The 13994-nt window shown below is 49.3% G+C and carries 12 protein-coding genes; 1 reads left to right on the top strand and 11 read right to left on the bottom strand.

What is annotated here, in order from left to right; translation table 11 throughout:
* Both FM042_RS00255 and topA read right to left on the bottom strand, forming a co-directional pair.
* Positions 1-462, bottom strand: a complete 462-nt coding sequence (locus tag FM042_RS00255) for a hypothetical protein (RefSeq protein ID WP_143233766.1) — start codon at positions 460-462, stop codon at positions 1-3.
* Positions 463-519: 57 nt separating this feature from the next.
* Positions 520-3201: a type I DNA topoisomerase gene (gene topA, locus FM042_RS00250; RefSeq protein WP_143233765.1), complete on the bottom strand. Its 2682-nt coding sequence runs from the start codon at positions 3199-3201 to the stop codon at positions 520-522.
* A gap of 318 nt (positions 3202-3519) precedes the next feature.
* Here topA and astB point away from each other — a divergent pair, with 318 nt between their 5' ends.
* Positions 3520-4857 (top strand): N-succinylarginine dihydrolase, encoded by a 1338-nt coding sequence (gene astB, locus FM042_RS00245; protein ID WP_143233764.1) that lies wholly within the window; start codon positions 3520-3522, stop codon positions 4855-4857.
* 84 nt (positions 4858-4941) lie between these two features.
* Here the strand turns inward: astB and FM042_RS00240 are convergent, their stop codons facing one another.
* The 9 genes from FM042_RS00240 to FM042_RS00200 all read right to left on the bottom strand — a co-directional run bounded on the left by FM042_RS00240 (position 4942) and on the right by FM042_RS00200 (position 13962).
* Positions 4942-5820: a TraB/GumN family protein gene (locus FM042_RS00240; RefSeq protein ID WP_185960651.1), complete on the bottom strand. Its 879-nt coding sequence runs from the start codon at positions 5818-5820 to the stop codon at positions 4942-4944.
* 25 nt (positions 5821-5845) lie between these two features.
* Positions 5846-7357 (bottom strand): amidophosphoribosyltransferase, encoded by a 1512-nt coding sequence (gene purF / locus FM042_RS00235; RefSeq protein ID WP_143233762.1) that lies wholly within the window; start codon positions 7355-7357, stop codon positions 5846-5848.
* Positions 7358-7375: 18 nt separating this feature from the next.
* Positions 7376-7864 carry a CvpA family protein gene (locus FM042_RS00230; protein WP_143233761.1) on the bottom strand — a complete coding sequence of 163 codons (489 nt, stop codon included), beginning with the start codon at positions 7862-7864 and terminating at the stop codon, positions 7376-7378.
* A gap of 75 nt (positions 7865-7939) precedes the next feature.
* Positions 7940-8521, bottom strand: coding sequence for an SPOR domain-containing protein (locus tag FM042_RS00225; protein ID WP_143233760.1), 582 nt, complete (start codon positions 8519-8521; stop codon positions 7940-7942).
* A 54-nt stretch (positions 8522-8575) separates the two neighbouring features.
* Positions 8576-9868: a bifunctional tetrahydrofolate synthase/dihydrofolate synthase gene (folC, locus tag FM042_RS00220; RefSeq protein ID WP_143233759.1), complete on the bottom strand. Its 1293-nt coding sequence runs from the start codon at positions 9866-9868 to the stop codon at positions 8576-8578.
* Between the two features lie 14 nt (positions 9869-9882).
* Positions 9883-10749, bottom strand: coding sequence for an acetyl-CoA carboxylase, carboxyltransferase subunit beta (gene accD, locus FM042_RS00215; protein WP_143233758.1), 867 nt, complete (start codon positions 10747-10749; stop codon positions 9883-9885).
* A 148-nt stretch (positions 10750-10897) separates the two neighbouring features.
* Complete coding sequence (truA, locus tag FM042_RS00210) at positions 10898-11692, bottom strand: tRNA pseudouridine(38-40) synthase TruA (RefSeq protein WP_143233757.1); 795 nt, start codon at positions 11690-11692, stop codon at positions 10898-10900.
* 2 nt (positions 11693-11694) lie between these two features.
* Positions 11695-12822 (bottom strand): FimV/HubP family polar landmark protein, encoded by a 1128-nt coding sequence (locus tag FM042_RS00205; RefSeq protein ID WP_185960650.1) that lies wholly within the window; start codon positions 12820-12822, stop codon positions 11695-11697.
* A gap of 123 nt (positions 12823-12945) precedes the next feature.
* Positions 12946-13962 (bottom strand): aspartate-semialdehyde dehydrogenase, encoded by a 1017-nt coding sequence (locus tag FM042_RS00200; protein ID WP_143233755.1) that lies wholly within the window; start codon positions 13960-13962, stop codon positions 12946-12948.
* Positions 13963-13994 lie beyond the last annotated feature (32 nt).

The raw sequence follows: 13994 nt of genomic DNA, 5'->3' as shown, positions 1-13994 counted from the left end.
TCATCTTCGATGCCCCTGTGCTAGGTACTCCACCACCGCTGTATGGTTATCATGCAGCACTACACGTAACCCATATGGCGTGAGGAGTTGCTGTAATAAGTCATCCCAAGAAGGCGCTGTTATTTCGTAGTGAGTGGGCCAGTAGTGGCCATAAGCGGCATACCAGATAACATTCTGAACCTGCCAGTGGCGTTTCAAAAGTTGTTCTAGCTGGGGGCGCAGTAATGCAGGGTGTAACGCATAGGAAACAACATGTTCGGCAGGAGCCATCATGCCCTGATTCAGAGTTTCAGAGAGTGTGATTTTAGACGACTGATCTAACAGGGTGTTGGGCGCTAAAGAAAGGCCTGAACTAAACCCTGAATGGAAATGTAATGGCGGGCAAGGCTCCTGCGCATGCGCAGAAAGCCCCAACCCAATAAGTGCCCAGCACATCCATACCATCCGTGGCGTGGATTGCATATAACCTCCTTGTTATTGCATTCGACATCCTGTCGCGTGTAAGCAGTAAGCGAGGTATTAAGTGGCTTTCTTTTTCCTCGCTGGCTTACGGCCTGTTGACTTGCTAGCAGCCTTGCCTTCTTCGGCGTGCCACTGGCCGTTTACATAGTGTGCGACCCATCCAGTAGCTTTGCCATTTTCTTCCGACATTACGTACTGATTTTTTGTTTTCCGGCTGAATCGAACCACGGCGTCGTTCCCTTGATTGTCTTCCCCCGGTGCTTCCGCCAAGTAATGAAACTTCTCGGGTAACCGATCTTTAAACCGCTGCAGTTCTTTAACGGTAACGGCGCGTGTTTCTCGAGATTTAGGGAATGTGTTCGCCGACAAGAAGATGCCTGAGGCACCATCACGCAACACAAAATACGCGTCTGATTTCTCGCACGGTAGTTCAGGCAAGTGCACCGGGTCTTCACGAGGTGGTGCCGCTTCGCCACTTTTCAGCAATTTCCGCGTGTTCTTACATTCGTCGTTGGTGCATCCGAAGTATTTACCAAAACGCCCCGCTTTCAACTGCATATCGCTACCGCAGCGATCACACTCAATCAATGGGCCGTCGTAGCCCTTAATTTTAAATTCACCTCGTTCAATCAGGTGACCATCACAAATTGGATTGTTACCGCATACATGCAACTTGCGATCTTTATCGATAAGGTAACTATCCATGGCAGTACCGCATTTCGGACAACGTTTCTTCGCACGCAGCGCACGAGCTTCTGCTTCGTCATCTTCTTCGCTGAGCTTCACAGCTTCATCGCCAGGTACTAAATTAAGGGTCTGAGTACAGCGTTCTTTAGGTGGCAAACTGTACCCTTCACAGCCTAGGAAAACACCCGTCGACGCGGTGCGCACTCCCATCTTCCGACCACAGGACGGACAATCAATATCGGTGAGCACCATTTGATTGCTGCGCATACCGCCGCGTTCTTCTTCATCTTCCGCCCGTTCTAACTGATCTTTGAAGTCAGCATAGAAACCATCGAGCGCTTCCTTCCAGTCCTGCTTTCCAATGGCAATGTCGTCTAGTCGCTGTTCCATTTCCGCGGTGAAGTTGTAACTCATCAATTCCCGGAAGTTTTCCGTTAATCGGTCGGTCACAATCTCCCCCATTTTCTCGGCAAAGAAACGGCGCTGATCAACTTTTACGTAGCCACGATCTTGGATCGTCGAAATAATCGACGCATAGGTAGACGGACGACCAATGCCACGTTTTTCAAGCTCTTTAACCAACGAGGCTTCGGAGAATCGTGCCGGCGGTTTGGTAAAGTGCTGCTTCGGATCCAAGCCCTGTAGTTCTAGCGCCTGGCCCTTCTGCAAATCGGGTAGTGCGGTATCGTCGCTACCCTTGCGGCCCATGGGTGGTTGTACACGGGTCCAACCATCAAAGCGCAACACCCGACCTCGCGCTTTTAGTTCGTAATCTCCTGCATGCACGGTAATCGTGCTGGCATCATATTTTGCCGGGGTCATTTGACAGGCTACAAATTGGCGCCAAATTAATTCATACAAACGCTCGGCATCCCGCTCCATACCACTCAATTGGCTAGAGCGAACCTTCGCATCCGACGGGCGAATAGCTTCGTGCGCTTCTTGGGCATTCGATTTGGAACCGTAAAAATTCGGTTTCTCCGGTAAATAATTCTTACCGTACTCTTTTTCGATAAGGGCTCTACACGCCTGTAACGCATCCCCGCTTAAGTGAGTTGAGTCGGTACGCATATAGGTAATGTAACCGGCTTCATAGAGGCGTTGAGCTAACATCATCGTTTTCTTCACACCAAAGCCAAGCCGCGTACTTGCTGCTTGCTGCAAGGTGGATGTAATAAATGGTGCCGAGGGTCTACTTTGAGTCGGTTTGTCTTCGCGTTCGACAACTTGGTAGCTAGCCCCTTTCAGAGCGGAAACAGCAGCCATTGCATCGGCTTCGTTGCTGGGACGGAAGGTCTTCCCTTGCGCTTTTGTTACTTCAAAGCGGGCTACGTCTTGCGGTTGTTGACTGGCGAACAGATCGGCGTGGATATCCCAATATTCCTCAGGAATAAACGCTCGAATTTCCCGCTCACGCTCCACCACCAAACGTACCGCAACGCTTTGAACGCGTCCAGCAGACAGCCCGCGCGCAATTTTTTTCCACAACAAAGGCGAGAGCATAAAGCCCACAACGCGATCCAAAAAGCGTCGTGTTTGTTGCGCATTAACCCGCTCAATATTTAACTCCGACGGTTGCGCAAAAGCTTCCTGAATAGCCTTTTTGGTGATCTCGTTAAACACCACCCGCTGATATTGCTCAGGTTCGCCGCCGATAAGCTCGCGCAAATGCCATGCAATCGCCTCTCCTTCGCGGTCCAAATCCGTTGCGAGATAAATACGATCGGCTTTCTTTGCTAGGCTCTGGAGTTCTTTTACAACTTTTTCTTTTCCTGGCAAGATTTCGTAATGAGGTTCCCAGCCATGTTCAGGATCTATCCCCATGCGCGCCACTAAATTTTTATAGTCGCGCTGCTTCTTATACGCTTCTTTTTGCTCAGGATTCATTTTCCGCACTTCGGCGGGGGATTTCGTCGGCGCTTTGCTCATACTCTTAGTCGGCAAATCCCGAATATGTCCCACACTCGATTTCACGATAAAATCGGAACCAAGGTATTTATTGATCGTTTTCGCTTTCGCGGGGGACTCGACGATAACCAGCGCTTTAGCCATGAAATCTGATATCTCTTCTTTTGGATGCGAATGGACAGGAGCTAATTTAGGCACCTGTATAAACCCTCAAACACAATAGTGCAAGCCCTTGTTGGTTCAGGCCCTTTATTTACACATATATAGGGAATACGCAGGATACACAACCCGAGAAAGTGTAACAGACTAAAAACAAACCGAAAGTGAATAGTTAATCAAAACCGACAAAATCGTCGCGAAGCCCTTATCATTTGGGGCTTTTCAGCAGGGTCAGCTTGCGTATAATGACAGCCACGAAGTATTTTTAATCCAATACGGAATTTAAGGGAGTGCGTAGTCACGATGCAACATTATGAAGTCAACTTTGACGGCCTGGTCGGGCCTACACACAACTATGCAGGACTTTCGTTCGGTAATGTTGCGTCACTAAGTAACGCAAAAAGCACCTCAAGTCCCAAGTCTGCCGCTAAGCAAGGTTTGCAAAAAATGAAGGCCTTGCAGGAAATGGGACTCGTACAAGGCGTATTAGCACCACAAGAACGACCTGATATTTATGCACTGCGTCGTTTAGGTTTTCACGGCAGTGATACCGACGTGCTTGCCGCTGCGGCTAAAGAAGCTCCCGCAATATTTCGTGCCTGCTGTTCCGCCTCTAGCATGTGGACTGCGAATGCGGCGACAGTCTCTCCCAGCGCAGATACTGCCAATGGTAAAGTACATTTTACGCCTGCTAACTTAACCAACAAGTTTCACCGCTCCTTAGAGCCTGAAACAACGGGCCGTATTTTGCGGGCAATGTTCGCCAATGCGAGATACTTTGAGCACCATCGCCACTTACCTGACAACGAGCATTTTGGCGATGAAGGTGCCGCTAATCACACGCGCTTTTGCAACGAGTATGGCTTCGCTGGCGTTGAACTGTTCGTATACGGACGTCATGCGTTTGATGACAGTAAACCGGCGCCAAGCCGTTACCCGGCCAGACAAACCTACGAAGCATCAACTGCGGTAGCCCGTTTACACGGCTTAAGTGACGATAACGTGGTGTATCTGCAACAGAATCCAGCAGTCATCGATAAAGGCGTGTTCCATAACGATGTTATCGCGGTAGGCAACCAGAATGTCATGTTTTACCATCAAGAAGCCTTTATTGACCAACAGCGGGCGTTTGCGGAGCTCGAAACAAAGCTGGGTGGCTCCATGCATTTTATCGAAGTGCCTAGTGACGTAGTTTCTGTGGAGGATGCTGTTAGCACCTATCTATTTAACACACAGTTAGTGACCTTAAAGCCTGGCCATATGGTCATTATTGCGCCAACAGAGTGTCAGGAAAACGCGCGAGTCGCGGCCTATTTAGAGCACTTGGTACAGCAAAATACGCCCATCAAAGAAGTCCGGTTTTTTGATGTAAAGCAAAGCATGCGAAATGGCGGTGGCCCGGCGTGTCTGCGCTTGCGCGTAGCCTTGAACGATCAAGAGCTAGACGCCGTTAACCCTCATTGTATTCTCACCGACGGTTTGTTCGAACGCTTGAACAAATGGGTAGACAAGCACTACCGCGACGAGCTTTCCACGGATGATCTTGCGGACCCGCAACTGCTTGAAGAATCTCGAACTGCATTGGATGAGCTAACCCAGATCATGCATCTGGGCTCTGTGTATCCGTTCCAACGAGACTAAAGACACTATCACCCATGACAAAAAGCCCCAGTGCAATGCACTGGGGCTTTTCCGTTTATTGCGGCTGTCATAACGAGCATTCAATTAATGTGCGTGTAAAGGTGTGACCTCGTAACCCGCATCGGCAAATAGTTGCAACAGGCCTGTCTCGCCACCCAAATGCCCTGCACCCACTGCAATAAATAACTTCAAAGGTGCTTCACGATGGCCGTAGGTATCCTGCAAATAATCAAACCAAGCAATGTTGCGATGATCGAGCAACCACTCCAATTCGGTATAAGTAGCAGACGCATATATAGCGTCCATCAACCCATCGAGATTGCCAGCGCGCCATGTGAGCTCCAGTTCCCGCAACTCCTCAATCGCATCTTCCCCTTCACTCATTAAACTGAGCGCTATTTCTGCATCACTCGTGTTCGCCAAAGTTTTGCGAATTGCACTCAGCTGATCATCCACACTTTCTAGACCATAGCCCTGAATATCGGCACGCGCTAGCGCGGTATATAGCCCTGCCTCTATTCCATAGTGCGCATTAAATCCGGCCTTGGTGGCAATTTGCGGAGTCAACAAAATGGAAATCATCCACATTTCCAATGTATCGATCGTCGCACCTGGAAGTCCGTATGATTGAGTAAACGAAGAGAATGCTTCCCATAACTCAGGCTCAAGGGTTTCGCTCAACGGTGGCCCATTGCGGCGACCTTCCCGCATCATACGGAAATAAGCACCAGCAAGATCTGAGCTCGCAAGCTCTAAATAAACCTTGTCACTGGAATAGATATGGTCCTTAGTTTCGGAGCGTAAGCGGGTTTCGGGGCCCGAGCCCATATGAATAGTGCCAACGATGACCACAGTATGGCTATCACGCTGTGCCAAATAGCTAATTTCGGCCTGAGTCGGGCCTGCAATCAGCACGCCCAACAGGATGAATAATCCGAACAGCCAAACCTTTCCGTGCACCACGATGGCCTCCTCTCCGGTCAGGCGACTAATCACCTTCGTTATAGACGTCTGGGTTGGTTCCTTCGCTATCGCTGCTGCTGCGCGCATTGTCATTGCGTGACGCATGCAGTCGATCTAAATATTCCTGACTAATATCGCCCGTCACGTACTCACCATTGAATACGGAGGTTTCAAACGTCGTAATGTCTGGATTTTCAGCTTGGACCGCTGCAATCAAATCATCAAGCTCTTGGTAAATAAGACCATCGGCACCAATGATTTTACAAATCTCATCAGAGTCACGGCCATAGCCAATCAGCTCATTTGCGCTAGGCATATCAATACCATACACATTGGGGAAGCGAATTTCCGGTGCTGCAGAAGCAAAGTATACTTTTCGCGCTCCGGCTTCACGTGCCATTTCAATAATTTGTTCCGATGTTGTTCCACGCACAATGGAATCATCCACCAACAATACAGATTTACCACGAAACTCTGCGCTAATGGCGTTGAGTTTGCGCCGCACCGACTTCCGCCGTTGGGTTTGTCCAGGCATGATAAATGTGCGCCCAATGTAACGATTTTTCACAAACCCTTGGCGATACGGGATATCCAACACGCGCGACATTTCTAACGCGATATCACACGCAGTTTCAGGAATAGGAATAATGACATCCACGTCGAGATTCGGATAATCGCGCTGAACCTTCTCGCCTAATTTGCGGCCCATGTTAATACGACTCGCGTAAACAGACGCCTTATCTAGGAACGAGTCCGGACGGGCAAAGTACACATACTCAAAAATACATGGGTTGTGCACCGGGTCCCGAGCGCACTGGCGACTAAATAACTGTCCGGTCTCAGTAATATAAATCGCTTCACCTGGCTCGACATCGCGCAGATAAGTAAAGCCGGTACCATCAATGGCCACGCTTTCCGACGCCACCATATATTCCATACCTTGAGGAGTTTGTCGTTGACCTAATGCTAACGGGCGAATCCCATGGGGATCACGGAACGCTACAAGACCATGACCAATAATCATCGCCACCACAGCATAAGCGCCACGCACTTGATCATGGAGCTTACTCACAGCTGCGAAAATATCATTTTCGCTCAGTTCAAGCTGCTCCGCCTGCATAAGTTCGTAGGCAAATATATTTAAGAGAATTTCCGAATCAGACGAGGTATTAATATGACGGCGAGCTTTTTCAAACAAATTTGCTTGTAACTGTTCCGCATTGGTTAAGTTACCGTTGTGGGCCATGGCGATGCCAAATGGAGAATTCACATAAAACGGCTGTGCTTCTGCGGAGCTGCTCGACCCCGCGGTAGGATAGCGTACGTGGCCGATCCCGACGTTGCCGCTCAAGTGTCGCATATGACGTGTGTGAAACACATCTCGCACAAGGCCATTAGACTTTCGCAAACGTAACGTCTGCCCATCGACTGTCATAATGCCTGCAGCATCTTGCCCACGATGCTGAAGCATCGTCAGCCCGTCGTAGAGAGCTTGGTTAACAGGTTGATTCCCTACGATACCGACAACACCACACATTCTAAAACCTCACCTTTGTTAATCCTGCTTTAAAAAGCTGGACGAATTTTGCAGGTACTCAAAAAACCATTGAATATAAATTTCGAAATGCGGAATCAAAACCGACTGAGCCCACCAGGGTGTGGTTGCTGATTGCGTAAATGAATCCATAAAGAAAAGAAGCGCGCAGACGATCAGTACACCGCGCAGTGCACCAAAAATAGCACCAAGAAAGCGATCGGTACCGGTTAACCCAGTTTTTTGCACTAAGGTAGCCATGAGATGCGTAATTAAGGCGCCGACAATCAAGGTAATAACAAACAAGATAGCGACCGCAACGCCATTGCGGACCATGGTATCTTCAATGCCACTAAAATAAACCGCGAGTTCAGGATGAAACCGACTCGCCACAACAAAGGCGGCGATCCAAACGCCCAATGACATCGCTTCACGAACGAAGCCACGCACTAAGCTAATCGCAATCGATAAGCCAATTACGGCTAAAATCGCATAATCAATCCATTCCATCTTCGGCGTCGCCTTGATAAAAAAGTGGGCGCATTTTAACAGAAGCAACCCAAGGTTGTCCGCAATTCATTTTCACTAAGGAACTGGTTTATAACTGACGATACGTCCATCGAGTCCGGTTTTTTCTTTCAATTTTGGTAATTGCTCACGCAATTTTTGTTCGCTAAGGTCTGGCCCCACCATGAGCAAGGTGAGTGCTTCGCCTGAACTAGATGGTTGGGTGCGGGTATAGGCCTGAAAGCCTTCCGATCGCAAACTGCGTACAAGCTCTTGCACCCGATCCGCATTACGAAATGCGCCAAGTTGAATTGTAAACGCATCTCCGGTAACGGGATCAGCAGTCGCTACCTCATCGGATGCATTTGAACGGATTGTTGGGGATTCTTCCACTGCGTTACCGATGCGCGCTTCGCGTAATTCTGGTGCATCAATCACATCACCTTCATAGGTCGGCTGCGTGCGTTCAACACGTTCATCGAAATCTTGTGGAAATTGCGCATCGCGAATATCCAAGGCAACTTCAGGGCGCAATGGCGTAACATGAAAGTCGTCGTCGGGCTGATAATTTTTACCCGACAAGAGATCGGGTAAAATAATGATGGCAAGCGCGCCAATAATGACCGTGCCAACAATTCGATTCTGTAGTGGACCTGCCACAGAGCTTCCCCCACGTTATATCGCTTAACTGCGAAATGATCCTTACGAACAGCCCTATTCGTTCCGCGCTTCGCTCGTATCGGTTACGAGTTCTTTAATGGCAGCAACGGTCAGAAATGAACCAAAACATAATATCACATCCTCTTTGCTCGCTGCATGCTTTGCCTGCGTAAAGGCCGCAACAATTGAATCTGAGCACGTTACAGAGGCATCACTGCTGATACTTGCAGCAAGACGCGTTGCTGGCGTTCCTCGCGGACCTAAAAGGGTGCCGATAAACCATTGGTCTATAATCGGCAATAATGGTTCCAGCGTGCCCTGATGGTCTTTATCTTGCAACATACCACAGACCGCAATAATGCGCCTGTTTGGATAACGCTGTTGTAGTACCTTTGCCAAATACTGACTGGCATGCGGATTATGCCCGACATCAAGCAAAATATCGGGTTCATGAGCAATCAGTTCCATCCGCCCACTCAATTGCGCATTGATTAATCCCCGGCGCACCGCCACGATATCCATTTCTAGTTCACTTGCCTGCAATGCGGCGAGGGCGGTAACTGCATTGGTGAGCGGTAGCCGGGGCAATGGTAACCCAACCCATTTGTCCTTCACACCAATAAAATCAAAGTGCTCAGCGTGTTCCACCAGATCAAAATCACGACCCTTACAATACAACTGCGCGTCTATTTTATGGCTATGCGCGATCAGTGGTTCTGGCGGTTCTAAATCGCCGCAAATAGCGGGTCGTTGCGATCGGAAAATGCCCGCTTTTTCGTAACCAATGACATCCCGATCGGGGCCCAAAAACTCAATATGGTCGACCCCAACACTAGTCACAACAGCGACGCTAGCGTCTATCACATTTACCGCATCTAAACGCCCGCCTAATCCCACTTCGAGAATGAGTACGTCGAGTGTTTGCTGCTGTAACAACCAGAGTGCCGCTAAGGTGCCAAATTCGAAATAGGTTAAGGACACATCAGCACGGGCTTGTTCTACAGCCATAAAAGCCCGGGCATGGTGCTCATCCGCAAGCTCACGGCCATTGATACGAACACGTTCGCTGTAGTGAATGAGATGCGGGGACGTGTAGGCGCCCGTGCTATAGCCATTCTGTAAGCAGATTTGTTCAAGAAAGGCCACAGTTGAGCCTTTGCCATTCGTACCACCGACGACAAAAACTGTGCTTTTCGGAGTGAGTAATTGCAAGCGTTCCGCCACAATGCGAACACGCTCAAGGCCCATATCTATGGGGCGGTGGTGAATGTGCTCCAGATATTCGAGCCATTGAGAAAGACTCCAGGCATTGGAAGGCACTGGAGTCGTTGAGGTCGATGTTGTCATGAATAGTCTGTCAGTTATTCTTCGACGCTATTTGTGGTTGGCAAATGCTGTAACTTCGCCAACACCGCAGCCAGACGGTCGCGCATATCACGACGATCCAAAATCATATCAATGGCGCCGTGTTCCAACAAAAATTCCGCCCGTTGAAAGCCCGGAGGTAAGGTTTCTCGCACGGTTTGCTCAATAACCCGAGGGCCAGCAAAGCCAATTAACGCCTTTGGTTCAGCGACGTTTAAGTCACCCAACATGGCCAAACTTGCTGATACACCGCCCATGGTCGGATCCGTCAAAACCGAAATATAGGGAATACCTTCCTCAGATAAACGTGCTAACGCAGCGGAAGTTTTCGCCATTTGCATGAGTGACAACAATGCCTCTTGCATACGTGCACCGCCAGAGGCAGAAAAACACACCAATGGAATTTTCCGCTCTAAGCTCACTTCGGCCGCTTTGACAAAACGAGCGCCCACAACGGCGGCCATAGAACCACCCATAAAGTTAAACTCAAATGCGGTAGCGACGATCGGATTGCCTTTTAAGGTTCCGCTCATTGCGACAAGCGCATCTTTCTCGCCAGTGGCTTTTTGTGCAGCACTGATGCGATCTTTATATTTCTTGGTGTCTTTAAATTTAAGCTTATCTTGCGGCTCCAGCTCTGCACCAATTTCCTGCCGATTCTCTGGATCAAGAAACGCATCCAAACGCTCGCGGGCGGTCAGGCGCATATGATGGCCACATTTAGGGCACACTGAGAGATTACGCTCGAGGTCAGCTTTGTATAAGATCGCCTCACAGCCTCCGCATTTACTCCACACCCCTTCTGGGATGTTGCGGCGTTTATTCGACTGTGGTTTTGCAAGAATTCGTTCAATCCAGCTCATATAAAACCTACTCTCTCCTCACTGACACTCGCTACATTCAAGCACGTCAATGTAAAATCACTGGGCAAGGCTGCACATTAAAGCATAAAGGACGCCGATAGTGCAGCGTCAAGTGGTCTTAGCACTTTAGGCTCGCACCGCTCCAACCTTACGCAAGAACATCGTTGAGCCATAAAGGCCCAAGTGGCGAACGCGGTATTCGTAACGCATCCGGGTATAAAACATCTACTAAGTATAACCCATGTGGCTTCGCTGTCGCTGCCGCTAGGGTACGATCGCGCGCTTGCAGGATCTCGGCCATCCATCGCACCGGCTGCTCATCACGACCAATCACCACCAAACTACCGACGATATTACGCACCATATGGTGAACAAAGGCATTGGCCTGAATATCCACCACGATGTAATGACCGTAACGCTTTACGTCAATATGGTGAATATCTCGAAACGGCGTATTGGATTGGCAATGGGAGGCCCGAAACGAAGTAAAGTCATGCTCACCCACAAGTACTTGAGCCGCTTCGTGCATTCCTCCCGCATCCAACGGTGCGTAAATATGAGTTACGCCTGCGCCCAAAATCGCTGGACGCAAGCTGTGATTGTAAATGATATAGCGATAGCGGCGGGCCACGGCAGAGAAACGCGCACTAAAGTTGTCATCAACATGCTGTACCCAGCGGACGCCGATGTCCGCTGGCAGCATCGTGTTGCAGCCTTGCGTCCACGCTTGGTCGACTCGATCAACCGTCGTATCGAAATGAACGACTTGTCCCGTAGCATGCACTCCGGCATCGGTACGACCTGCACACACCACCTGAATCGGCTGTGCTGCAATTCGACTCAATGCCTTCTCTAGTGCCTCTTGTACGCTAGGTACCTCTTGTTGACGCTGCCAGCCGAAATAGCGACTACCATCGTATTCAACGCCAAGCGCGATTCTCATTCCTATTCTTTTTCCTCAATTTTTTTCAGCAATGCTTGGGCTTCTTTAGCAAGCTCCGAATCCGCATCCTGCAATACTTCGTCGATAGCGGCTCGCGCTTCAGCATAATCTTCCATTTCAATATATGCCCGAGCCAAATCTAACTGCCCCGCTTGCTGTTCCCGGCGATGCGCTTCGGCTTCTTCAGGGGTTTGACCTGCATCCTGATCACTATCAGGATCGGGGTCTGCGTCTGCTTCTGCGAGAATCTCATCAATATCTCGAAATGCTTCATCTTCGGAGCTTGGTGCACGAGACTCAACCTCTGCAGCTTCCGCTTCTTGCGCTCTATCAGTCTCGTTCTCTTGTTCTTGGAGGTGCGCCGCAACCGCTACTTTATGTGGAGAAACGCGTTCTTTACTTTGTTTTGGACGGCGCGTGAATCCCCAAATAGCAAGGAGTAACAACAATAGAAATAGCATCGGAATAACCACGCCAGGCCACTGCATAAACCATTCAGCAGGAGGTGCTGTCGGCGCTGGTTCACGGTCTTGACGCGCTTCGCTCAGCGCTCTTGTCAGATCTTGCTCAAGTTCAGATGCCGCCTCCAACTCCGATTGTATTTCCGTCAAAAGCGTTTCTAATCCGGATAAACGTTCGCGCAATGCTTCATTTTGACGCGCATAAGATTGCGCTTCATCCTGAGCCGCATCGACTTGCTGACGTAACGTCTCTAATTCACTTTCTTGCACGCTAGCGCGTTCTTGCCGTTCTCGCAGTGCAACTTCGCCGCCGAGCTGCGGCACAATTTTCTGTCGGGCTTCTTCTGCATCATAAGCGCGAATTTGATTGCCCGTGGGTATTTCAATGTAATGTCCTACCCGCAGGTCGTGCACGCTCTCGGTAGGGAATGCCTCTGGGTTCGCTTCAATAATGGCAAGCATCGTCTGATAAATTGACACACTGCGATCAGGATGGAAGCGGTTGGAAATATGCCACAAGGTTTCGCCCCGTTGCACTGGTCCATAGGTTTGAATAACCCGCTCTTCCCCAGCTTGTTCTTCGTTTGCATATGCGTTCGGAGCATAAATCAGCCCCGCGTGCGTGAACAATAAAACACAACAGACCGCCCACAAAGAACCTGACTTCATCCAGGTTCTCGCTGTCTGTGCGTTCGTACTTTCCACAGGTATATTTTTGTTCATTATTAGACCCTGCTTGCCAGTGATTAAAATAACGCGAAACCGCGTAAACAAACGACTCTCGCCAGTTGTTTACCAATAGTCCCGCAGTAAGTGCTCCGCAATCTGAACACTGTTAGTGGCGGCTCCTTTGCGAATATTGTCGGCAACCACCCATAAATTCAAACCATTTGGATGGGTATAGTCTTTGCGCACCCGCCCGATGAATACCGTATCCTTGCCAGCAGCATTACCAACTTGAGTCGGGAAGTCTTCATTCGCTTCGCACAGCTGAATACCTTCCGCTTGGTGATACAATGCTTTTACCCGATCCACATCCACCGGTAATCGCGTTTCTAAATGAACTGCTTCCGCATGACCGAAAAATACGGGCACCCGCACCGCAGTGGCATTCACCATTACGGTATCGTCACCAAGGATTTTCTGGGTTTCCCAGTGCATTTTCATTTCTTCTTTGGTGAAGTCATTTTCTAAAAACACGTCGATTTGGGGAATACAGTTAAATGCGATTTGACGACTAAACGCCTGTACCTCGACAGGTTTGCCATTGAGTAAAGTTGCCGTTTGCTTTGCTAACTCGTCCATGGCTGATGCCCCTGCCCCAGATGTAGACTGGTAGGTTGCGACATTAATCCGCTCAATCCCAAATTCATCGTAAATAGGCTTCAAAGCAACTAACATCTGAATCGTTGAGCAGTTTGGATTCGCAATAATATTACGATTACGGAAATCTGCGATCGCATGGGCATTCACTTCCGGGACCACCAATGGGATATCCGGTTCGTAGCGATATTGACTGGTATTATCAATAACAACACAGCCAGCTTCTGCCGCACGCGGGGCATAAGTTGCAGAAATACTGCCACCCGCTGAGAAAAATGCAATTTGTACCTGACTCCAATCGAAAAACTCTGCATCTTCGACGGTTAAGTCTTCACCTTTGAAGGTTACTGTTTTACCTGCGGAGCGTTCACTCGCAAGCGGATATAGCTTTGCAACCGGAAAGCCCCGCTCTTCTAAACATTCCATTATTTGCTTACCGACTAAACCGGTGGCTCCAAGTACAGCAACGTTTACTTCAATGGTCATCACAACTCCTTTCTATTCCGCCCGTGCATTCT

It is taken from the genome of Aliidiomarina halalkaliphila (assembly GCF_007096385.1).
GTDB lineage: Bacteria > Pseudomonadota > Gammaproteobacteria > Enterobacterales > Alteromonadaceae > Aliidiomarina > Aliidiomarina halalkaliphila.
Note: the sequence above shows the minus strand (reverse complement) of the source record. Positions and strands in the feature narration are given on the sequence as shown.

Coding starts and splice junctions, on each gene's coding strand:
- FM042_RS00230 (WP_143233761.1), bottom strand. CDS start 7,864: ATGGAATGGATTGATTATGCGATTTTAGCCGTAATTGGCTTATCGATT.
- FM042_RS00205 (WP_185960650.1), bottom strand. CDS start 12,822: ATGAAGTCAGGTTCTTTGTGGGCGGTCTGTTGTGTTTTATTGTTCACG.
- truA (WP_143233757.1), bottom strand. CDS start 11,692: ATGAGAATCGCGCTTGGCGTTGAATACGATGGTAGTCGCTATTTCGGC.
- folC (WP_143233759.1), bottom strand. CDS start 9,868: ATGACAACATCGACCTCAACGACTCCAGTGCCTTCCAATGCCTGGAGT.
- astB (WP_143233764.1), top strand. CDS start 3,520: ATGCAACATTATGAAGTCAACTTTGACGGCCTGGTCGGGCCTACACAC.
- FM042_RS00255 (WP_143233766.1), bottom strand. CDS start 462: ATGCAATCCACGCCACGGATGGTATGGATGTGCTGGGCACTTATTGGG.
- topA (WP_143233765.1), bottom strand. CDS start 3,201: ATGGCTAAAGCGCTGGTTATCGTCGAGTCCCCCGCGAAAGCGAAAACG.
- FM042_RS00200 (WP_143233755.1), bottom strand. CDS start 13,962: ATGACCATTGAAGTAAACGTTGCTGTACTTGGAGCCACCGGTTTAGTC.
- purF (WP_143233762.1), bottom strand. CDS start 7,357: ATGTGTGGTGTTGTCGGTATCGTAGGGAATCAACCTGTTAACCAAGCT.
- accD (WP_143233758.1), bottom strand. CDS start 10,749: ATGAGCTGGATTGAACGAATTCTTGCAAAACCACAGTCGAATAAACGC.